The following is a 19,810-nucleotide window of genomic DNA, read 5'->3' on the forward strand; positions in this document are numbered from 1 at the left end:
CTTCGGGGATGCCAGTGACCCTAAGGACGCCGAGGTCGCGCCGGTGTCCGGTGAACACCCGACAGTCCGGCGACTAGAGATCATTCCCAGCGTAGGACAGGTTGAAGCTCTTGTTGGTGAGCGGGAAGTCCGGGACGATCGTGTCCGCCAGCGCCACCGGCAGGGCCGGCCAGTTGAAGAAGCTGGGGTCGACGATCTTGACCCTGGTCAGGACGCCGTCCTCAGTGGTCTCCACCCGGTGCACGATCGTGCCGCGCCACCCCTCCACGATGCCGATCCCCCTGCCGGTCGGCGCGACCGCGGGGTCCGTGGACGTGTCGGTGGTGTCGGCGAGCGCCGCGATCCTGGCGATGGCGGCGGCGATCTCCTCGACCCGCACCACGAACCGGGACAGCACGTCGCCGTCGGTGTGCGTGTGCCGGGTGCGGGTGCGGTCGTCGGGCAGGAACGGGTGGTCGTGGCGGGCGTCGACGGTGAGGCCGCTGGCGCGGGCGACGTAGCCGAGGGTGCCCAGATCGGCCGCCTGCTCACGGGTGAGCACCGCGGTGCCGGCGAACCGGTCGCGGACCACGGTGTGCTCGAGCGCGAGCCGCGCCAGTTCGGCGACGTCCGCGCCGATCGCGGTCAGGCGCCGCTGGTCGGGCAGCGTGCGCACGGCGGTGGCGCCGGGGCGGACCACACCGCGCAGCAGCCGGCTGCCAGTGACCTGGTCGTTGATCCGCAGCAGGTCCTCGCGAATCCGTCCGGCGTGGACGTTGAGGATGCCGTGGCCGACGTCGTTGCACAGCGCGCCGAGGTCGGCGACGTGGTTGTACAGCCGTTCCAGCTCCAGCAGGATCGCGCGCATCCGCTGCGCCTGGGCGGAGACCGGGATCCCGGCCGCCTGCTCCACCGCCAGGCAGTAGGCCAGCGAGTGACCGACGGACGTGTCGCCGCTGACCCGCTCCGCCAGCTCCACGCCACCGTCGGGCGCGCGGCCGGCGAACAGCTTCTCCACTCCTCTGTGGACGAACCAGAGCCGTGCCCTGAGGTTGAGGATCGTCTCGCCGACCACGGAGAACCGGAAGTGTCCAGGACCGATCATGCCGGCGTGTACCGGACCGACCGGGATCTCGTAGACACCGGGACCCTCCACGGCGCGGAACGGGTACGGGCCGTCGGTGTCGCCGAACTCCGGCGGATCGCCAGCGTCGGTGAGCATCGGGTGCCAGCCGCGCGGCCAGTGGAAGTGCCGCACGAGCCTGCGCGGCAGCGGATGGTCGTCGGGGACGATGCCGAACAGGTCGTGCAGCTCGCGCTCGAACCGGCCGGCGGCGAAGGAGATCCCGGCCAGGCTGGGCACGTGCGGGCGCGCGGGGTCGAGCGGGACGTGCAGTTCGACGCGGCGGTCCCGGTCGGCGGCGGTGAACAGGTACACCACCCGCGGCCCCGCGCGCCCGAGGTCCCGGTCGTCGTGCCCGGCGACCAGCGCGAGCCGGAAACCGCCGCCCAGCAACGACTCCGCGTAGGCGGTCAACTCGGCCGGACTGAGCGTGACCCTCATCGCCCACCTGCCACGACGTCCGCGGCCAGGCCGAGCAGTGAGCCGAGCGGTCCGGCGGTGACCCCGAGCACGGCGCACGCGCCGAGCCCACCGAACACCGCGACCGCCGTCGGTGCCGGGAGCCGGCGCGGCGCGCCGGCCGCCCCCGGCCCGTCAGGTGGCTCACCGAGCAGCATTCGTCCACTGTGGACAACCAAGGCGGCGGCGATCACCACCACGAGCGCGACCGCGACGGCGGTGACCCAGCCGAGGCCGTCGCCGAAGCCGGCCCGCAGGATGCCAAGTTCGCTGGCGAACAGGCTGAACGGCGGCAGTCCGATCAGCGCGAGCACGCCGAGCCCGACACCGCCGGCCAGCGCCGGGTGCGCCGCCGCGAGCCCGCGCACGCCCGCCACCGTGCTGGTACCGGTGACCTGCGACATCCGCCCGGCGCCGACGAACAGCGCGCCCTTGGTGAGGCCGTGTCCGAGTACGTGCAGCAACGCGGCGGCCACCGCGAGCCGGCTGCCGATGGCCGAGGCGAGCGCGACCAGGCCGAGGTGCTCGATACTGGAGTAGGCGAGCATCCGCTTGTAGTCGCGCTGACCGATCAGCAGCGACGCGGCGACCAGCAACGACGCCAGCGCCATCACGACCAGGACGGTCCTGGCGAACCCGGGGCCGAGCGCGGCGTCGGCGATCACCTTGACCCGCAGGATCGCGTACGCGGCAACGGAGAGCAGCACCCCGGACATCAGCGCGGACACCGGGGCCGGTGCCTGCGAGTGCGCGTCGGGCAGCCACGCGTGCAACGGCGCCAGCCCGGCCTTGGCGCCGAGCCCGATGATCAGCAGCGCCACCGCGATCCGGGTGACGTCGTGGTCCAGGCCGGCGGCGGCCGCGGTCAGCTGGTCGAGGTCAAGCCCGACCGGACCGCGCGTGCCGTGTCGCGCGGCGTGGTTGAGCACGATCACGCCGAGCAGCGCGATGGCGATCCCGGTCGAGCAGATCACCACGTACTTCCACGCCGCCTCGACACTGGCCCTGGTGCGCCGCTGGCCGACCAGGAATGCGGTGACGATCGTGGTGGCCTCGATCGCCACCCACAGCACGCCGAGATCGGCGGCCAGCACGGCCAGCGCCATCGTCGCCAGGAACAGTTGCACCAGCAAGGAATGGCGGGTCGCGGTGCGCGTGCTCGCCCGGCCGGCGGCGATCTCCGCGCGCAGGTACGCCGGGGTCGCCACGGTGGCCAGCAACGCCACCGCGCCGATGACCACCACCATGAACGCCGACAACGCGTCCAGCCGTAGCAGCCAGGCGGTTCGCGGCCCGCCGTGCGCGACGGCCACGGCCAACACGACCGCGACCGCCAGCGTCGCGCCCGCGCTGACCGCGGCCAGCCAGGCGGTCGCCCGCCGCCACCCGAGCACGGCGTAGAGCGCCGCGGCGAGCGCGGGCACCAGGATCGGCAGCCAGATCATCAGTCGCGCAGCTCCCGCAGCTCGTCGAGATCGGTGTCCCCGAACGCCTCCCGCATCCGGGTGGCGAGCATCTGCAGCACCAGCAGGGCAAGCAGCACGTCGAGCGAGACGCCGACCTCGACCACCAGCCCGACACCGGCCGTGGTGAGGAACCCGACGGCGGTGATGCCGTTGTCCAGCACCAGGAACCCGACGAGCTGGGACAGCGCGCGGCGCCGGGTGACCAGTACCAGGAACCCGATGAGCACCACGGTCACCCCGACCGGGATCGCCTGGGTGGCCGGGGCCGGCGCCAGTGCCACCAGCGGCTGGGACACCGCGTAGCCCAGCAGCGTGAGCCCGGCGGCGGCCAGCAGCGAGGACGCCACGTTCACCGACGGCGCGGTCTCCCGGCGCGCGGCCTCGGCGCCGGTGAGCGCGCGGCGCAGCAGGTGGGGCAGCACGCCGACGCGGAGCACGGCGATCCCACAGGCCACCGCCCACAGCTCCGCCGAGCCGTCGTGCGCGGCCAGCACCGCCACCAGCGCGGCCAACGCGAGCCCCTGCAACGCGAGGATCCGCACGATCACCGCGAGCTCGCGCCGCCACAGGATCAGTACCGCGGTCAGCAGGAACGCCCCGGCCGTGAGGTAGAGCAGCTGCGTGTACAGCGACGTGCTGATGGCCGATCTCCTTTCACGCCAGGAAGAACGCGGCCGTGACGGCCAGCAGGGACAGCAGGAACGAGCCGGCGAGCAGTTCCGGGACCCGGAACAGCCGCAGTTTGGCGAGGAACACCTCGGTCGCGGCGAGCAGCACGCCGAGCAGGCCGACCTTGAGCACGAGCGCGAGCACGCCGACGGCCAGCGCGAGCGGGGTGGTGCCGGTCGCCATGCCCCACGGCAGGAACAGGTTCGCCAGCAGGCCGAGGAAGACCGTCAGCCGCATCGCCGACGCCAGCTCGACCAGCGCCAGGTCCGGTCCGGCGTACTCCAGGGTCATCGCCTCGTGCACCATGGTCAGCTCGAGGTGGGTCGTCGGGTTGTCCACCGGCAGCCTGCCGTTCTCCGCGACGATCACGATCACCAGTGCCACCGCGGCGAGCAGGCTCACCGGGGAGATCACCCGCGCCGGATCGTCCATGGTGGACGACATGATCGCGCCGAGGTCGGTCGCGCCGACCCGCACCGACAGCGCGAAGATCGCCACCAGCAGGGTCGGCTCGACGAGCGCGAGAATGGTCACCTCACGGCTGGCGCCCATCCCGCCGAACGCCGTGCCGGTGTCCAGCCCCGCCAGGGCGAGCACCACGGTGCCCAACGCGAGCAACGCCACCACGGCGAACAGGTCCGCGCCCGGCCCGAAGGCCGGCACGGTGGTCACGAACGGCGCGACCACGGCGACCACCAGCACGGTGGCCAGCAACACCAGCGGGGCGATCCGGAACACCTCGGTGGTGCCGCGCGGGGTGATCGGCTCCTTGCCGACCAGCTTGCGCAGATCGCGCCACGGCTGGGCGATCCCCGCCCCGGCCCGTCCCTCCAACCGGGCCCGAACCTGCCGCAGCACGCCCACCAACACCGGCGCGCCCCCGGCGATCACCACCCCCTGCACCACCCCCACCACCACGCTCACTGTTCCGCCTCCCCGCGCTTCACGGTGTTGATCGCGTTGGGGAGGGAGGGTGCTGGTTGGGTGCGTACCTGTGGCTGGGTTGCGTCACGTTCCCCTGGGGTGCGGTTGGCAAGTCCTCGGCATGACCTCGATCCTGAGTCCGCCACGCGGGTCACCGGATCACGGCCAGGACGAGCAGGAGGGCGCAGACGGTGTAGAAGCCGTAGGCCAGGTACCGGTGCACGCTGCCGGTCGCCAGCCGCCGGCCCGCCTCACCCCACGCGCGCACCGCGGCCAACACCGGCACGTAGAGCCTGCGCTCCACCCGGTCGGGCACCGCGCGCCGGTAGGCCACCGCGCGCACCAGGTAGCGCGACTCCGCGACGTGGTCCACGGTCACGTCCTGCTCCGGGGCCAACACGTTGTCGAACACCCGCTGCAACGGCTCGGCGAACGACGTCGCGGTGTACTCCATCCGCGCCGACATCGGTCCCCCACCACAGTCCCACAGCCGGGCCACCCGCCTGGCCCGCCGGGTGGTGACCAACCGCACCGCGCCGAGCACCACGACCACCGCCACCAGCAGGGCCACGCTGAACACCAGCGGCGACAACTCCCCCGCCACGCCGGCCAGCCGCACGGTCACCACCCCGGTGCTCACCCGCCCGCCGTCGACCGCGACCGCCGCCGCGGCGCTCACCGCGGGCAGCACCACCGTGGGCAGCAGCGCGAGTGCCGCCGCGGCGGCCCCGGCCAGGCCCATCCCGATCAGCATCGACGGCGGGCTCTCCCGCGCGCCCTCGGCCGCCGCCGATCTCGGCCTGGCCAGGAATCCCACGCCGAAGGCCTTCACGAACGTGGCCACCGACAGCCCGGCGGTCAGCGCCACCGCCGCCACCGCGACCGGCATGACGATCGCCGCCACCCCGCCACCGGACGGCACGCCGTGGATCAACGCCTGCAGCAGCAACCACTCCGACACGAACGCCGTGCCCGGCGGCAGCGCCGACGCGGCGAGCGCCCCCCAGCCGAAGGCCGACGTGGTCACCGGCATGCCCCGGCGCAGTCCGCCCAACTGGTCCAGGTCGCGCACCCCGGTGGCCCGCACCACCGAGCCGGCCGCGAGGAACAGCGTGGTCTTGAACGCCGCGTGGTTCACCACGTGCAGCAGGGCCGCGGCCAGCGCCAGTCCGGCGAGCACCCGATCGCCGCCGGCGGCCAGCAGCCCGGCGGCGCCGACGCCGATCAGCACCAGACCCATGTTCTCCGTGGTGGAGAACCCGAGCAGCCGCTTGAGGTCGGTGCTCATCGCCGCCTGCAGGATCCCGTAGACGGCTGACACCGCGCCCAGTCCGAGCACCACCAGCCACCACCATCTCGGCCCGCCACCGAGCAGGTCGAAGCCGATCCGGACCACCCCGTACACGCCGAGATTGACCATCGCCGCCGACATCAGCGCGGACACGTGGCTCGGCGCCTCGGGATGGGCCCGTGGCAGCCACGCGTGCAGCGGCAGGATGCCCGCCTTCGAGGAGAAGCCGACCAGCGTCAGCACGAACACCAGCCCGGCGACGCCGCCGTCGACCGGCGCGGCGCGCAACGCGGCGAACGAGTCTCCCCGCGCGTGCGCGACGAACACCAGGAGTCCACAGAGGATGGTCGCGAACCCGAGCTGGGTCAGCACCGCGTACCAGTGCCCGGCGACGGCGACCTCGGCACGCCGCCGGTGCTCGGCGAGCACCAGCAGCAGCGAGGTGAGCGCCATCAGCTCCCAGCAGACCAGCAGCGTGCCGACGCTGGTCGCCACCGGGACGAGCAGCATCGCCACCACGAACAGTGGCAGCACCGCCTGCACCCCGACCGCCTCGAGCCCGTGGCTGGCATAGGAGATCCCGTACACCCCGGCGATCAGCGCCACCCCGCCGGTGACCGCGAGGAACAGCCCGGCGAGTGCGTCCATCCCGAACGACACCCCGGTCAGCGGCAGAATCCCGTGCCAGGACACCGCGAACGACTGTCCACTGAGGCCGGCGACGCCAGCGGCCAGCCCGGCGGCCCCGGTCGCCACGAGCCCGGCACCGACCACCGACGGCCGCACCCGCGCCGGCACGCACACCGCCGCGAGCGCGCTCACCAGGCCGAGGAGCACGGCACCGGCCACCCCCAGCGACGCCAGGTTCATCGGCCGGTCAGCTTCCGCAGCCCCTCGACGATCGCCTCCGGCCGGGGCGGGCACCCGCCGATCTCGACATCCACCGGGACCACGTCCGACACCGCGCCGACCACGCCGTACGCCCCGGAGAAGACCCCACAGTCGCGCGCGCAGTCGCCGACCGCGACGACGAGTTTCGGCCCGGGCACCGCCTGGTGGGTGCGCCGCAGCGGCTCGGCCATGTTGCGGGTGACCACGCCGGTGACCAGCAGCGCGTCGGCGTGGCGGGGCGCGGCCACCAGCCGGGCGCCGTACCGCTCAGCGTCGTACACCGGGCCGAACGCCGCCCCGATCTCGATCTCACAGCCGTTGCACGACCCGGCGTCCACGTGCCGGAGCTGCACCGATCCACCCAGCGCCTCGGCCGCCGCCGGCCGCTCACCCGACGGCAGCGGCGGCGCAGGCTCGGCGATCCGCCCGACCCGGCGGATCATGCGCCACAGACCACGCACCGCCACCTCCCACACCTCGTCGCCCAGCGGGACCGGGACATACCGCTACGCGCCATCGGACCGGCCAGCGGTCGAGGAGGTGACCGGGGCCTGCAGGTCCTCCAGCAACTCGGCCTGCCCGGTGAGCACGCCGGTGAGGATCTTGCGGGCCACCGCGAGCAACCCGGCGACGTGCGGGCTGGTCAGCGAGTAGTAGACGGTCGAGCCCTCCTTGCGGGTGGTCACCAGGCCCGCGCGGCGCAACACCGCCAGCTGCTGGGACAGGTTCGACGGCTCGATGCCCACCTCGGGCAACATCTCCGAGACGGCGTGCTCCCGCTCGCTGAGCAGCTCCAGCACCCGGATGCGCACCGGGTGGCCGAGGGTTTTGAAGAACTCGGCCTTCAGTTGGTACAGGGGCCTGCTCATGGACCCTCCTCCCCGGACTTCGCGGTTGACAGCGGGCTCACTCGGCAGCTCCTCGCGGGCATGTTCAGACCATCAACCTTCAGCAGTTGCAGACCTTAGCAAGTCCAAATGTCTAGGAATGCACCGGGCGGCCGGCGCGAGACGCACCGGCCGCCCGTGGACATCTGGCTAGCGGAGCCCGTAGGCCCGGCTGATCGTCTGCTTGACGGTGTTGCCCTCGGTGTCCACCCCCTCGGCGCGCAGGCTCACCGCGCCGGTGGTCTGGTGGCGCTTGGGGTGGGTGACGGTCGCGGTGTACTCACCGCGGCCCGACTTCCTGGTCCGCAGCTGCTCCCAGGTCCTCCCGTCGTCGAAGCTGACCGACAGCCGCAGCCTCGTCATCTCCGGGTCGTCGGCCAGGTACGAGTGGTGGTAGCCGCTGACCGTGAGCTGGCGGCGGCTGCCGGCCGGCGCCGTGTTGTCCAACTCGAGGTCGAGGTCCCAGCCGAGGTACAGCTGGGAGTTCGGCGCGCAGGTGCCGGTGTCCGGGGCTCCCCTGTGGGTAATGGTGTCCCATGCTCCACAATGGACTCCAACGCCCGTCGGCGGCCGGTGCGGGAAGCCGTCGACCGGTGTGCCGGTCTCGAAGGTCCACTCCGTGTTGACCTGTCTTGCCCACTTCTGCGGCAGGAACGGCGCCGGATAGCTCTCGGTCATCCGGTACCGGCCGACCGCGGCCGGCAGCTCGAAGTACGGCACCGCGAGCACCACGATGAACAGCCGGTAGAGGCCCTCCCGCACCGGCACCTCCTTGCCGTCGGGACCCCACAGCCGCAACTGGGTCTGCGGCTGGCCCTGGAGCACCGCGTCCGAGTAGTAGGTCTGCACGCCGCCGCCGCGCCCGTCGCTGTCGCGGATGTGCCACGGCATGAAGATGTCGCCGCTGCGGCAGGCGGTGCACAGCTGCCAGGCGTAGTCGTTGTCGGCCGGGGAGACCGTCCGCAGCGCCGCGTGCACGTACGGCTGCCGGCCGAAGACGTCGGTCCGGCTCCCCGGTCTGGTCAGCACGTCGTTGCGGGTCTGGCTGTAACCGTTGCGGTGGAAGGCATGCATGTCCGGCGTGCCGTCGTAGGTCAGGATCACGCTGCGGGTGCGCCGCTCCCCCGCCCGCATCGGCCCGACGTACTCCCGCAGCGTGCCCGGCGCCCGCACGGTCATCGAGCTGGTACCCAGCCCGATGTTGGGCTTCACCCGGCTCGACCACGTCAACGTCGCCGTCCCGGGCGCGTCGGCGTGGTAACGGCTGTCGAACTCGTACAGATCCCTCGGGCTCACCCGCAGGTCCAACGTCGCCGGCACCCGACCGGTGGCCGGGAAGGACAGCGAGTACACGTACGGGGTCGTCGCGGTGGCGCGCACCGAGACCACGCGGTCGCCACCGGCGAGCCGGTCCCGCAGCACCGCGCCCCGCGCGGCCGGCACGGTCAGCGCCGGGATCGGGGTGACGATCGAGTCGTTGCGGTCGTCGATCGCCACCGCCCGACCGGCGCCGCCGAAGACCAGCACCCCCGCCGCGCCGTTGGCGTCGGCGAGCGTCACCCGGTCCTGCACTCCGCGGTCGCAGGTCCACCGCGTCGCCGGGCAGAGGTCGCTGACGTCGACCAGCACCACCTTGCCGCGCACCGATGTGCCGGCGTAGTCGGCCGCCAGGCCGTGTCCGGCGGCGGTCAGCGGGAGCCGCCGCCTGCCATCGAAGCGCGCGTCCTGGATGTGCTCGCTGAGGTAGCGGGCGTCCAGGTCGAGGTCGCCGACCGCCATGCTGACCGGGGAGGGCATCAGCAACCGCTGATCGGTCCAGGTGAACGAGTCGGGATCGACCCGCTCGGTCGGGGTCGCCCACAACCCCCAGTGGTCGGCGTACCGCGACTCGCCGGTGACGGTGAAGGCGCGCAGTGCGGTCGCCGTCTGCTGCCGGTAGCCGAAGGTGGACCGCGCGGTCAGCGCCGACCTCGGGGTCCGCGCGTTGACCCTGGTCGCCTGCCGGCCGTCGAGGGTGAGCACGGTGTCCCGGTCGACCCGGACCGTCGCGTCGGTCAGCAGCATCACCTGCGGGTCACCGTTGGCGTCGCGCCAGTCGATGGCGGTGTGCACCGAGTAGGTGCCATCGTCGAGGTGCCCGTCGATGCTGGCGCCCGCGGTGCCGATCAGCATGTTGTCGCGCTGGTCCAGGTCGCCGACGTCGTCCAGGCGCATGAGGTACCAGGGTTGGTAGGTGACGTCGGTGGCGCCGGGCGGCAGCGCGATCCGGGCCGTCAGCCGATGCCGAGGGGGCGGCACGTAGCCGGCGACGGTGTTGTGCAGCCGCAGGTCACCGGCGGTCGCGGTGATCGTGCCCTGGCACCAGGCGGTCAGGCCGGCCGGGTCGAGGGTGACGGTGACCGGGGCCGCGCCGTTGGCCGGCACGGTCACCGTCTCGGGCACCGAGAGCGCGTCACCGGCGAACGTGGCGGCCAGGTCGAGAGTGACCGGCTCGGCGGTGGTGTTGGTGTAGGTGATGGTCGCGGTCACCGGGCCGGAGTCGGCGTCGGCCAGCCGGCCGAAGTCGACGTTGCCCGAGCTGACCACGCCCTGGCGGACCGCCCTGGCCACGTCCACCCGGCCAGAGCCCGTCTCGTAGGCGGGGTGCTCGACCCGCGCCGCGCTGCCGATCAGCGCGCTCTTGAGCTGCTGGCCGGACCACTCCGGGTGCCGCTGGGCCAGGATCGCCGCCGCGCCCGCGACGTGCGGGGTGGCCATCGACGTGCCGCTGGCGGCGGTGTACCGGTCGTCGACCGGGGTGCCCAGGACGGTGCCGGCCGCCCTGGCCGCGACGATGCCGACCCCGGGGCCGGCGAGATCCGGCTTGAGGGCGTAGTCGCCGACTCGCGGCCCCTGGCTGGAGAACTCCGCGCGCCGGTCCTGCCGGTCGACGGCGGCGACGGTGAGCGCGGCGTCGGCCGCGCCGGGCGAGCCGACGGTCAACGGGTCACCCTCGTTGCCGGCGGCGACGACGAACAGCGTGTCGTACCGGGTGGACAGGTCGTTGACCGCCTGGCTCAGCGGGTCGGTGCCGTCGCCGCAGCAGCTGCCCAGGCTCATGTTGACCACGTCGGCGCCCTGTTCGGCGGCCCAGGTCATGCCGGCGAGGATGCCCGACTCCTGGCCGCGGCCGTCGTCGCCGAGCACCTTGCCGACCAGCAACGTGGCGTCGGGGGCGACCCCGCGGTACTTCCCGTTCGTCGCGGCGCCGGAGCCGACGATGGTGGACGCGACGTGCGTGCCGTGGCCGTGTCCGTCCTGGACCTGCTGGCCGGCGACGAAGCTCTGCGTGGCGCTGACCCGACCGGCCAGGTCCGGGTGGGCGGCGTCGATGCCGGTGTCGAGTACCGCGACCGAGACGTCCTTGCCGGTGTAGCCGGACTTCCAGGCCTCGGGGGCGCCGATCTTGGCGACACTCTGGTCGAGGCTGGCCGTGGCCGTGCCGTCCAGCCAGATCGTGGACACCCCGGCGGCCAACGACTTTCCGGCCGGTTCGTCCACAGCGGACCAGAAGGCGGCGGCGCCGGACCTGGTCACCGACAACGCGACGCCGTGGACGGCGGGCAGCGCGCGGACGTTCGTGGTGGCGGGCAGGGCGGCCGCGCGGGCCGGCCGCCGCACGATCAGCGGCAGCGAGGGGCGCGCCTCGTCGGTGAAGCCGTACTCGGTCTGGTAGGAGACGTCGAACAGGCGGCGGTCGAGCTTGCCGGCCTCGACCAGGCCGACCACGTCCGACGGGTAGACGTAGTAGGACCGGCCGTCGCGTACCTGCGTGAACAGCACCGGATCCCCGTCGGCGCGCGGGGCAGGGGCCACGGTGGCGTCGACCGGGGTGCCGTCGCCGGTGAACCGGTAGGTCACCACGTCCCCGGTGAGCAGCGTGATCGTCGCGGTTCCGGTGGCGTCGGGCGCGGGTGGGGCGGCGGGCGGGGTGGGTAAGGGATCCGCCGTGCCGCCGGTGACCGTCGACATCAGCAACGTGAGCACGGTGACACCGCTGATCGCGGTCCGCCATCTCCATCGGGTCATGCGGGTCTCCTGACAGGTGCGCGGGCCGGGCCACGGCGGCCGGCCCCACCTGTTGAACCTCGCAGCCGAGGCGGTGCTGGGGAAGATCTTGGCCTTGCGGGTTCAGGACAGTGGCAGAAAGCGGCAATGGCTACTGGTCCAGTTCGGCCAGATCCGCCGCGGTGAGGCGTAAACCGCCCGCACGCATGTTGTCCTCCAGATGGGCGGGTGAACTGGTCCCCGGGATGGCCAACGTCACCGGTGAGGTCGCCAGCAACCAGGCCAACGCGACCTGCACGGGCGTCGCCTGATGGCGGCGGGCGACGCGAGCCGTGTCCAGCGTGACCCGGCCGCCGCCGAGCGGGAAGTACGGCACGTAGGCGATGTCGTCCCTGGCACACCGCGCGAGCAGGTCGCCGTCGCGCCGATCGTGGATATGGAACTGGTTCTGCACCGCGACGACCGGCGCGATGGCCCGTGCCTCGTCGAGTTGGGTCAGGTCGACGTGGCTGAGCCCGAGGTGCCGGATCAGCCCTTCCCTGCGCAGCTCCGCGAGGGCGGCGAAGCGCTCGCCGAGTGGTTCGCCGCCGGCCGCGCCCATGCCACCCACCCGCAGGTAGACCAGATCGAGCCGCTCCCGCCCGAGACGGCGAAGGTCCTGTTCGACCAACCCGCGCAGCTGCGTGGCACCCGCCTCGTCCGGCACGCTGACCTTGGTGGCGATCACCAGCTCGGGTGCGTACGGCGACAACGCACGCCGAATCAGCTCGTGCGCGTGCAGGTCACCGAACCCGTAGGTACCAGCGGTGTCCAGGAAGTCGACACCCAGCTCCACCGCCCGACGCAGCACCGCGAGCGCCGTCTCGGGATCGCGCACGGAACCACCGAGAGCGAGCCGCATCGCGCCGAAACCGAGCCGGTTGACCCGCAGGTCGCCGCCCAGCGGAAAAGTCGGCGCGCTCATGCGCGGTAGTGATCGGCGACGGCGGCGAAGGCGGCCTTGGGTTCCCACGGCATGTCCGGGTAGGTGTCCCCGTTGCGCCCGTCGAGCACCTTGACGACGCCGAGGCTGGCCAGATCGAAGTCCCGGCTGGGGTCGTCGGGCCGGTGCCGGTAATTGTCGAGCGCGAACAGATAGACGAATGCGCCGTCCACCCCCTCGGCGTCGAAGATCTCCAGCAGCTCACGCAGGTAAGCGGCCTGACCAGCTTCGTCCCGAACGTAGTCGCCCTTCACCCGAACCGGCTGACCGTCCTCGTCAAGGTCCACGATTTCCATACTGCGCGGCGCGACGTCCCCCGAGCCACGCCAGGTCGCGGTGCCGAACCCGGTTATCGCGACCGGTTTCCCCTGCGCCACAAAGGTCCGCACCCCTTGCTGGAACTGATCGGCGACCTCGGCGGACCGAATCAACTCGACCGAGATGATGTCGAAAAGCGTCCAGTCGATCCGCTCGAACGGCACACAGGCATAGGTGACCCGCCCAAGAAAACGCTCCCGAACAACCTCGACCGACTCCCGGAGGAATTCGTTGACCCGAACCCCCGCCGCGACGATGCGCTCCCCCCGGTTCTCGGGCTGGTTCATCAGCAAGTCGACCCGCTGCGCCAGGTCGTCCCCGGGAAGGAAGCCGTGGTTCATGATGCTCAACTCGACCCCGGTGACGAACACGATCTCCGCGCCCGCCGCGCGAAGCCGCTCCGCCCGCCGCGCGCAGTCGACGAACAACGAGAGCATTTCGGTGGCCGTCAGCTCGATCGGATAAGGCGAGAACCAGACCTCCAGCCCGAGGTCCGCGGCGTGTTGAGCGGCCAGTTCCAGCCGATCCGGGTCGCCGCCCACGATGTGCACGGCGTTGCAGTGCAGGTCGTCCCGGATGATGGTCAGCTCCCGCCGCACCACGTCGGTATCGAAGCTCTCACGGGAGATCCGGCCGTTGACCACGAAGCCGGTGTCGTACGCGATGCCCTTGGCGCGCATAAGTTCTTGGTCCTTTCCACAGCGATCCAATGGCTGCCGACCTTAGACACAAAACATGCGCGCACGCAAGTTTGCGCGCACGCATGTAAGCTGGAACACTGAGCAGGTGACGACACGACGACCCGGGCTGCGCGAACAGAAGAAACAGGCCACCAGGGAGGCACTACGCGAGGCGGCCCTGCGACTGGCCCTGGAACGCGGCCCGGAGAACGTGCGCGTCGACGACATCGCCGAGGCCGCCGGGGTGTCGCCAAGGACCTACAACAACTACTTCTCCAGCCGCGAACAGGCGATCGTCGCCGCGGTCACCGCCGACCGAGCAGCCAGAATCGCCACCGCGATAACCGACCGACCGGATGACGTCGGCCTGGCCGAGGCCGTGACCGAGGCGATCGTGGCGCAGTACACCGACCCCGGGGAGCGGCATCGCGATGTCCTGCTGCTGATCACCACCAGCCCGACCCTGCGCGACGCGTTCATCGACACCGCCGGCGCTGTCGAACCCCCACTGACCGAAGCGATCACCCAACGCCTCGGCGACACCGACCCCAACACCGCACGAGTACTGGCCGCAAGCATCGCCGCCGCGACCCGGGTCGCGCTGGACCAGTGGGTCCAGCCGAGCGCCACAACCAGCGGACTCGTGGTGCCGACTGGCTCCCTACCCGACCTGCTCCGCACCGCCCTAGCACCACTAACACCAGCCCTCGACGCGGCCGAACAACGAGCGTCACACCAGGCCTCGGTGACAGATGCACTACGTTCCTCGCCGTGACAACAGGATCCGTCCAGGAGCCATAGATCCACATCGGTCGGCTGTGGACCTATGGCGAGCCGTTCCTCGCGGTCGACGCCGTCCTTCGGCACGCCCGGCTGGGCTCCAGCGAGGATCACTACGATCAGGTGATCGCGCTCGCGCCACACGAGACCAGCGTCCCAGTCGGGCCGAGCCGGGGCGTTCTGGTCGGCGCAGACGGAGTCGTGCGGGACGACAGCTGGATGGAGGTCTTCACCTCCGTCGACGACACGATCGCGATTGTGCGGGCTTCCGGCCCCGACTACCCACACGCACTCACCGACGCGCTCAGTTTCCCACGCACCGAGGACAAACCCGGGGACGTCCTCGTCGTCGACAGTGGCGAACTGGCGCCGATCCCAGCCGACACGGGCCATCATCCCAACAGGCTGATCCCGGCCTTCTGCCGCGCACCGGTCCGGCGTACACACTCAACATCCGCTGGTACCCCACCCTCGGCAATGGCAGCTGCTTCGCACGTTGGCTCCTCACACCGGCACGAAGCGACGATCAAATAAAACACCCGTACCGTGCCCACGAACGGCCGGTGAGGGGTCTGCATCTCTGTGCCTGACTGGTGAGGTTGCCGTCCTGGTCGTAGCCGAAGGTGGTATCACCGGCAGGACCTGCGGTGGTGCGCAGAGCGCTGCGGTCGTTGCAGGTGAACAGTTTGCCCCGCCGGGCGCGCCGCTGGTGACAAGCCGACCGAGAGGTCGCGGTCGTTGACCCACTCGGAGGTCGCCTCCTCAGCCCCGGCGCCGGTCTCGCGGGTGAGCTCGCTTAGCTCATGCACCTGAGACGATCTTGGAGAGATCACTTCACCAGATCGATGACCATACGTCCATCAGCCGAAGGGACACCCTCCGAGACCTGCAACAAGACCTTCCCTGCGCCACGGCCCCAGATCGACCCCCGACTTCCTCGCCACGTCAATTGACTCCTTCACTTGCTGATCAACTTCCGAACTGGACGTCATCACATGGACCCGAAAAGGGTCGCCCGGCGAATAAGTAAGAGACGGCTCGATGTAGACCGCGACATCACTTCCCAGCCACCATGATGCCTCTCGGGACGACGCATGTTCTGCATTAATAAACACGCTCAGATCACTCAGAGTCCTTAGAATATCGCTCGGACTACTACTACGGAGGACTGATCTTCGCCATCCAGCAAGACCGGGCCAAATGGCACTTGATTCAATCAGACGGCACACATCGGCATACCACGGTCGGAATTCTTCCGTCCAGGAAACCCCAAAATATCCATCCGCCCTGCAAACGAGTCCACATTGAACAAATTGCGACTCGGCGAAACTGAAAATCCATTCACCAGCACCAGATTTCCAGGGACTCCCAGAATTGACACCGAGCCGGATCCAACCCTCCAACTCGCCGCCCAGCACGGGAAACGACAGCCCTCCGAACTCCTGCTCATGAGTGCGTATAAAATCCCTCACATCATCAGGAACATAGAACGGAACGCCGGGAGCGTGTCGCGGAAATCTCTTCCCCCAAATATTTAAGAAATCACGCGCTTTTGACGTCAAGTCAGTTATCAACTTTTCTACTCAATTCCATCCGTCAAGAAAATCGAAGAGCGCCCTACACGCAGGACACTTCGGATAGAGCTCACCATGAACATTAGGCTCATACGCTTTACTGCCTCCCATGACCTTAACGGTCGTCGCCTTAGTTCCTGCCAAATTTGCTCCCTGCAGCTCCAGATCGCACAGTGCTCCAATCTCGGAACACCCTCTGTGGTGATCCGTAGCCTGCGCTGCGGTGCTCACCTGGGGCGTGAGCTCAGTAGACGATCGCGCACCGCTGGCCCCGTATCCGACCTTACGTGTGGATGTCATCGACAGTGAGGTTGTAGGCGGCGGCCGAGCGAGTACTGGGGAGGCGTAGACCATCGACCTTGAGCGTTCGTCCACTGGCGGCGAGGAGACGCTCGCCGGGGTCGAGATGTTGAGCTTGTTGCCATTCGCGTTCGGTCGCGTTCCAGTAGGGGTGGTCCTCGGTAGTGGTGACGGTGGCGCCGTCCTCGGTGACCAGGTCCAGCTCGATGCACCTGTGCCGCGACCCAACTCAGGTTGCAAACAGTCAAATCGAACGACTCTTCGCCTGGGCCATCAGCAGGGCCAGCAAGGATTCGCACCCGACAGCCCACTCGTCAACTTCCGGCGCCCACGACGACAAGTCGTCAACATCGAAACTCATGAACGCCCGCAATTCCGCCTTCATCGCCCCACGTTCACCGATCCGGCACGAACTCGACTGGATCGGGCGGAGTTCGGGTTCGACCGAGAAACAGGCCGAGGGTTTCCCGAGCAGTGGCGTATCCGACCAGGAACGAACTGAACGACAGACCCGGGGTGTACGCGCTGTTGAGCAACGAGGGAGGCAGCAACACGATGCCCCAATGGTCAGGGTCGCCGCTGCTGCGGGCCCAGTTGCAGGTCCATCCGTCCGGGGTCTCACCCCAAGTGATCATTCCGTCAGGCTCGGGGTAGATCGGTGGGTGCGGTGGGCACGTTCGCCTGGGGTTGGCCACAGCCTGCGCTAGTGTCTTCCCAGTCAGGTCGAGCAAATTTCCCGCACCCGCAGGGCCGGCGATGGTGATGTCGCCAAACCGTCCGGCGCCGTATGTGTCGATGAAATCGCGGTAGTCCGAGGGTAGGTCAAAGCGCAGGCGTTCCGTGACTGCGCGCCAGTCAGTTTCGGGAACGATTCCCTCCGCCGGGCCGATAAGCTTGCTCAACTGCGCGGCCGAGGTCGTCGCAAGCTCTCTATTGCCACGTTCGAGCCAATAGTTGCCGACCGGCGAATGTGGCTGCCTCGGCGCATTCGACTCGATGACCTCAAAGAACGGGGTCCGCATAGGGATCTGCGCGCCCAGCGGTTCACCGTCGAAACGTCCGGTAACGACTTCGACAAGGAAGTCACACAGACCCCCATCGAAAGATATCCAGGCATCGAACTCACTATCCGCAGCGACAATTTTCCAGTCGTTCGGATCCGCCGCGCTTGTCAACCAGAAGAACAGATCACTTCGAATCGAACGCGCACAGGGCAAGAGCCCACCAGGCTCAGGAAATATCGCAAATGGAAATCTTTTCGGCTCACCCTCCCGCCAGCCGCGCATATCTTCCAGACGATGCGTATAGTATCCTAGATAGCCATCCCTAGAGGCCTCGAAATCCCCCGGACGAATCAATTGCACAAAGCCTTGAAAATAGCCCGACGGGAAAAACTCCACAATTTCCTTGTATTCCCCAGGGAGCACTAGACCGACAGACGTCTCCACTCTAGCCCAGTCGAATTCTTCACGCTCCATTACGCGAAGTCCGACGAGTGCCCTTATAGCGGACACACCATCATCCGAGGATCCACCTGGCCACTGACGCTCCATCTGCACCTCACTACAGACCGAAACCGAGACGATTCTGGCGAGATCACTTCACCAGATTGATGGTCATACATTAGTTGAAGGGGAATTCTCCGAGAGCTGCAACAAGACCTTCCCTGCGCCACGGCCCAAGATCGACCCCCGAGTTTCTGCTTGCCTCAGCCCTGGCCCTTCCGTGGCCACAGGAGGAGGCGAATCGACTCGCTCCAGTTTGCCAATGAATCTACTGACACTCACCGAATCACCCGACCCGAACCGGGAACAATAGCCTTCATGAGATCATCGAGCATGCCCGAAGGAATACCATAGAGGCCTGGCGCAACTGATGGGTCCGCAATATCTGGCCGCATTTGCGAATCCGATTCCATTCTTGCAAACTTCCTTCGAATTCGTGCGGCTCCTCTGCGGAAGAGCAGAATTATGCACACTGTCCACGAAAGAATTGTCAACATCGAATGCCAACACCTGACCATCGACACCACGAAATCGTAGAGAATGCGAAGCGTCACCGCTCATATTCAAATACAATCGACCTTCTCCACTTAGCGATATTTTACCACTAGCATCGATCGCAAGACGTTGACTGTCAGGATGAGAGGTCGACAGGAAACGAATGAGATCCCCATGTTGCCCACACTGCTCAACCAGATCGACGACCTCACCGACATGGTCGTCACCGCCGACGCGTTGCACACCAAACGCGCCACCGCGCGCTACCTGCACGACCGCGCCGTACACCGAAGCCATGACAGCCTTCGGGACCGGTGCGGGGTTCGTCCGCGCGGCGTGCGCAGCCTCAGCACGCGCAGCCTGCGCCACAGAACCGTTCCCACCGCCTGAACCACTACCAGATCCGCCGCCAGAGCCGCCCCCGAACCACCTCTCCACCCGAGCCGCCGTAGCCACCGCCGACGTTGTTGGTGCCAAGGCTGCCGCCAATTCCGCCAGTCCCTCGCAAAGCACCACCAAAGAGACAACTACCTACACAACTCCTCCTTCATGTTCGTGGCACACCCTGAATGGTTACGATTTACCATTCGTGACATCATCCCCCTCGAGAGCCCTTATGAGATTTTCATGAAACCGCTCATTACCCTCTCGCCCATCCGCCCATGTCTCACTATTATGCACTACCTGTTTGGCCTCCGCCAACGAGTGTCCGCAGGATTTTATCATCACCCTCATGCTCTCAATAATTGAAAATCCCGCACCGCGCAGATAGCGAAGGATTTCTTCCTCATCCCGCTCACTAGTCAACATTTCCTCGACCGCACGCACTGTTTTCTTGAATTTTTCTGAATCCACCATATTTGCCATCATTTCACTGGAAAAATCTTGTCCACCGGGTGCCCGACCGGACCCGACACCCGAGTACCCGTAATCCTGACGTGAGTGTACCCCTGACGCCCGGCTTGTGGCACCAACTCCTCCCGAACAGCCCGAAGGAACGCCGCAGCGCCCTCCATACCCAGCGCGCCACGATCCAGTCCGCCAGAGCCGTAGACCGCGATGTCACCGAGGACGAGAGTCGATCCGTCAACCTCCACCGCTGCCATCATCTCAACGACACCCTTCTTGGTCTGGATAGAATGATAGTAGATATCTCCGGGAACAAAGGGAGCGCAACTGTTGTGAACGAGGACATTGCCATCCTCGACCAAGGAATTGAGCTGAACGAAATAGGTATGAATACCATCAACAGTCAGATTATACGCCATCGCACGCCTGGCGCTGCCACGATCAAGTCCCACCACGCGAATTGCAGAACTGTCCGCCGCCCTAAGACCGTGTCTCATGTGGGGAGTTGTCGGAGTCGTTTGAAGCAGGTGATGGCTGCGGCGAGGGTGAGGAATGCGAGGAAGTGGCTGGCTTTGCGTTCGTAGCGGATGG

17 protein-coding genes and 1 pseudogene are annotated in these 19,810 nt (G+C 68.4%); 2 read left to right on the forward strand and 16 right to left on the reverse strand.

The genetic code is table 11. The features are described 5' to 3' along the window. Positions 1-73 precede the first annotated feature (73 nt). From ACYVIP_RS16205 to ACYVIP_RS16250, 10 genes are all read right to left on the reverse strand, one after another. Entirely contained in the window at positions 74-1,543 is a 1,470-nt protein-coding gene (locus ACYVIP_RS16205) for a hydrogenase large subunit (protein WP_460396924.1), read from the reverse strand. Further along, on the reverse strand, positions 1,540-3,006 hold the full coding sequence (locus tag ACYVIP_RS16210) for a proton-conducting transporter transmembrane domain-containing protein (protein ID WP_460396926.1): 1,467 nt from the start codon (positions 3,004-3,006) through the stop codon (positions 1,540-1,542). Before ACYVIP_RS16210 ends, ACYVIP_RS16205 begins: the two co-directional genes overlap by 4 nt. Then, entirely contained in the window at positions 3,006-3,575 is a 570-nt protein-coding gene (locus ACYVIP_RS16215) for a hypothetical protein (protein WP_460396928.1), read from the reverse strand. Before ACYVIP_RS16215 ends, ACYVIP_RS16210 begins: the two co-directional genes overlap by 1 nt. A gap of 106 nt (positions 3,576-3,681) precedes the next feature. Next, the gene (locus tag ACYVIP_RS16220; RefSeq protein ID WP_460396930.1) at positions 3,682-4,620 is read right to left on the reverse strand and encodes a respiratory chain complex I subunit 1 family protein; all 939 of its coding nucleotides are present in this window, start codon (positions 4,618-4,620) and stop codon (positions 3,682-3,684) included. A gap of 151 nt (positions 4,621-4,771) precedes the next feature. After that, positions 4,772-6,781 (reverse strand): proton-conducting transporter transmembrane domain-containing protein, encoded by a 2,010-nt coding sequence (locus ACYVIP_RS16225; protein WP_460396932.1) that lies wholly within the window; start codon positions 6,779-6,781, stop codon positions 4,772-4,774. Next, positions 6,778-7,269 (reverse strand): NADH-quinone oxidoreductase subunit B family protein, encoded by a 492-nt coding sequence (locus tag ACYVIP_RS16230; protein WP_460396934.1) that lies wholly within the window; start codon positions 7,267-7,269, stop codon positions 6,778-6,780. The genes ACYVIP_RS16225 and ACYVIP_RS16230 overlap by 4 nt, the downstream gene beginning before the upstream one ends. A 39-nt stretch (positions 7,270-7,308) precedes the next feature. Beyond that, positions 7,309-7,671: an ArsR/SmtB family transcription factor gene (locus ACYVIP_RS16235; protein ID WP_460396936.1), complete on the reverse strand. Its 363-nt coding sequence runs from the start codon at positions 7,669-7,671 to the stop codon at positions 7,309-7,311. A 168-nt stretch (positions 7,672-7,839) separates the two neighbouring features. Then, a complete protein-coding gene (locus ACYVIP_RS16240; RefSeq protein ID WP_460396938.1) occupies positions 7,840-11,757 on the reverse strand; it encodes a S8 family serine peptidase in 3,918 nt (1,305 codons plus the stop codon). A gap of 130 nt (positions 11,758-11,887) precedes the next feature. Continuing rightward, positions 11,888-12,700 (reverse strand): aldo/keto reductase, encoded by an 813-nt coding sequence (locus ACYVIP_RS16245; protein ID WP_460396940.1) that lies wholly within the window; start codon positions 12,698-12,700, stop codon positions 11,888-11,890. Next, complete coding sequence (locus tag ACYVIP_RS16250; RefSeq protein WP_460396942.1) at positions 12,697-13,716, reverse strand: hypothetical protein; 1,020 nt, start codon at positions 13,714-13,716, stop codon at positions 12,697-12,699. The genes ACYVIP_RS16245 and ACYVIP_RS16250 overlap by 4 nt, the downstream gene beginning before the upstream one ends. A 106-nt stretch (positions 13,717-13,822) precedes the next feature. On the opposite strand from ACYVIP_RS16250, the gene ACYVIP_RS16255 reads away from it, so the two are divergent. Then, the gene (locus ACYVIP_RS16255; RefSeq protein ID WP_460396944.1) at positions 13,823-14,491 is read left to right on the forward strand and encodes a TetR/AcrR family transcriptional regulator; all 669 of its coding nucleotides are present in this window, start codon (positions 13,823-13,825) and stop codon (positions 14,489-14,491) included. 1,862 nt (positions 14,492-16,353) lie between these two features. Here the strand turns inward: ACYVIP_RS16255 and ACYVIP_RS16260 are convergent. Genes ACYVIP_RS16260 through ACYVIP_RS16270 form a run of 3 tightly spaced genes read right to left on the reverse strand, consistent with a single transcriptional unit; the run spans position 16,354 to position 17,848 of the window. Next, the gene (locus ACYVIP_RS16260) at positions 16,354-16,578 is read right to left on the reverse strand and encodes a polymorphic toxin-type HINT domain-containing protein (protein WP_460396983.1); all 225 of its coding nucleotides are present in this window, start codon (positions 16,576-16,578) and stop codon (positions 16,354-16,356) included. A 36-nt stretch (positions 16,579-16,614) separates the two neighbouring features. Then, positions 16,615-16,755 (reverse strand): hypothetical protein, encoded by a 141-nt coding sequence (locus ACYVIP_RS16265; protein ID WP_460396946.1) that lies wholly within the window; start codon positions 16,753-16,755, stop codon positions 16,615-16,617. Positions 16,756-16,765: 10 nt separating this feature from the next. After that, positions 16,766-17,848: an SMI1/KNR4 family protein gene (locus ACYVIP_RS16270; protein WP_460396949.1), complete on the reverse strand. Its 1,083-nt coding sequence runs from the start codon at positions 17,846-17,848 to the stop codon at positions 16,766-16,768. 696 nt (positions 17,849-18,544) lie between these two features. Between ACYVIP_RS16270 and ACYVIP_RS16275 the strand changes: the two genes are divergently transcribed. Further along, complete coding sequence (locus ACYVIP_RS16275; RefSeq protein WP_460396951.1) at positions 18,545-18,760, forward strand: hypothetical protein; 216 nt, start codon at positions 18,545-18,547, stop codon at positions 18,758-18,760. Between the two features lie 183 nt (positions 18,761-18,943). Here ACYVIP_RS16275 and ACYVIP_RS16280 read toward each other — a convergent pair whose 3' ends face one another. From ACYVIP_RS16280 to ACYVIP_RS16290, 3 genes and pseudogenes are all read right to left on the reverse strand, one after another. Next, positions 18,944-19,228, reverse strand: a complete 285-nt coding sequence (locus ACYVIP_RS16280; protein WP_460396953.1) for a hypothetical protein — start codon at positions 19,226-19,228, stop codon at positions 18,944-18,946. An 8-nt stretch (positions 19,229-19,236) separates the two neighbouring features. Continuing rightward, a complete protein-coding gene (locus tag ACYVIP_RS16285) occupies positions 19,237-19,671 on the reverse strand; it encodes a hypothetical protein (RefSeq protein ID WP_460396955.1) in 435 nt (144 codons plus the stop codon). A gap of 41 nt (positions 19,672-19,712) precedes the next feature. Continuing rightward, a pseudogene (locus tag ACYVIP_RS16290) lies at positions 19,713-19,810 on the reverse strand (IS5/IS1182 family transposase); the annotation flags it as partial.

Source organism: Actinophytocola sediminis (genome assembly GCF_054779715.1).

What these genes read in the sequence shown, in the direction of transcription:
- ACYVIP_RS16205 (WP_460396924.1), bottom strand. Translation starts at nt 1,543, where the DNA reads ATGAGGGTCACGCTCAGTCCGGCCGAGTTGACCGCCTACGCGGAGTCG.
- ACYVIP_RS16210 (WP_460396926.1), bottom strand. Translation starts at nt 3,006, where the DNA reads ATGATCTGGCTGCCGATCCTGGTGCCCGCGCTCGCCGCGGCGCTCTAC.
- ACYVIP_RS16225 (WP_460396932.1), bottom strand. Translation starts at nt 6,781, where the DNA reads ATGAACCTGGCGTCGCTGGGGGTGGCCGGTGCCGTGCTCCTCGGCCTG.
- ACYVIP_RS16235 (WP_460396936.1), bottom strand. Translation starts at nt 7,671, where the DNA reads ATGAGCAGGCCCCTGTACCAACTGAAGGCCGAGTTCTTCAAAACCCTC.
- ACYVIP_RS16240 (WP_460396938.1), bottom strand. Translation starts at nt 11,757, where the DNA reads ATGACCCGATGGAGATGGCGGACCGCGATCAGCGGTGTCACCGTGCTC.
- ACYVIP_RS16245 (WP_460396940.1), bottom strand. Translation starts at nt 12,700, where the DNA reads ATGAGCGCGCCGACTTTTCCGCTGGGCGGCGACCTGCGGGTCAACCGG.
- ACYVIP_RS16250 (WP_460396942.1), bottom strand. Translation starts at nt 13,716, where the DNA reads ATGCGCGCCAAGGGCATCGCGTACGACACCGGCTTCGTGGTCAACGGC.
- ACYVIP_RS16265 (WP_460396946.1), bottom strand. Translation starts at nt 16,755, where the DNA reads ATGAAGGCGGAATTGCGGGCGTTCATGAGTTTCGATGTTGACGACTTG.
- ACYVIP_RS16270 (WP_460396949.1), bottom strand. Translation starts at nt 17,848, where the DNA reads ATGGAGCGTGAAGAATTCGACTGGGCTAGAGTGGAGACGTCTGTCGGT.
- ACYVIP_RS16275 (WP_460396951.1), top strand. Translation starts at nt 18,545, where the DNA reads ATGTTGCCCACACTGCTCAACCAGATCGACGACCTCACCGACATGGTC.
- ACYVIP_RS16280 (WP_460396953.1), bottom strand. Translation starts at nt 19,228, where the DNA reads ATGGTGGATTCAGAAAAATTCAAGAAAACAGTGCGTGCGGTCGAGGAA.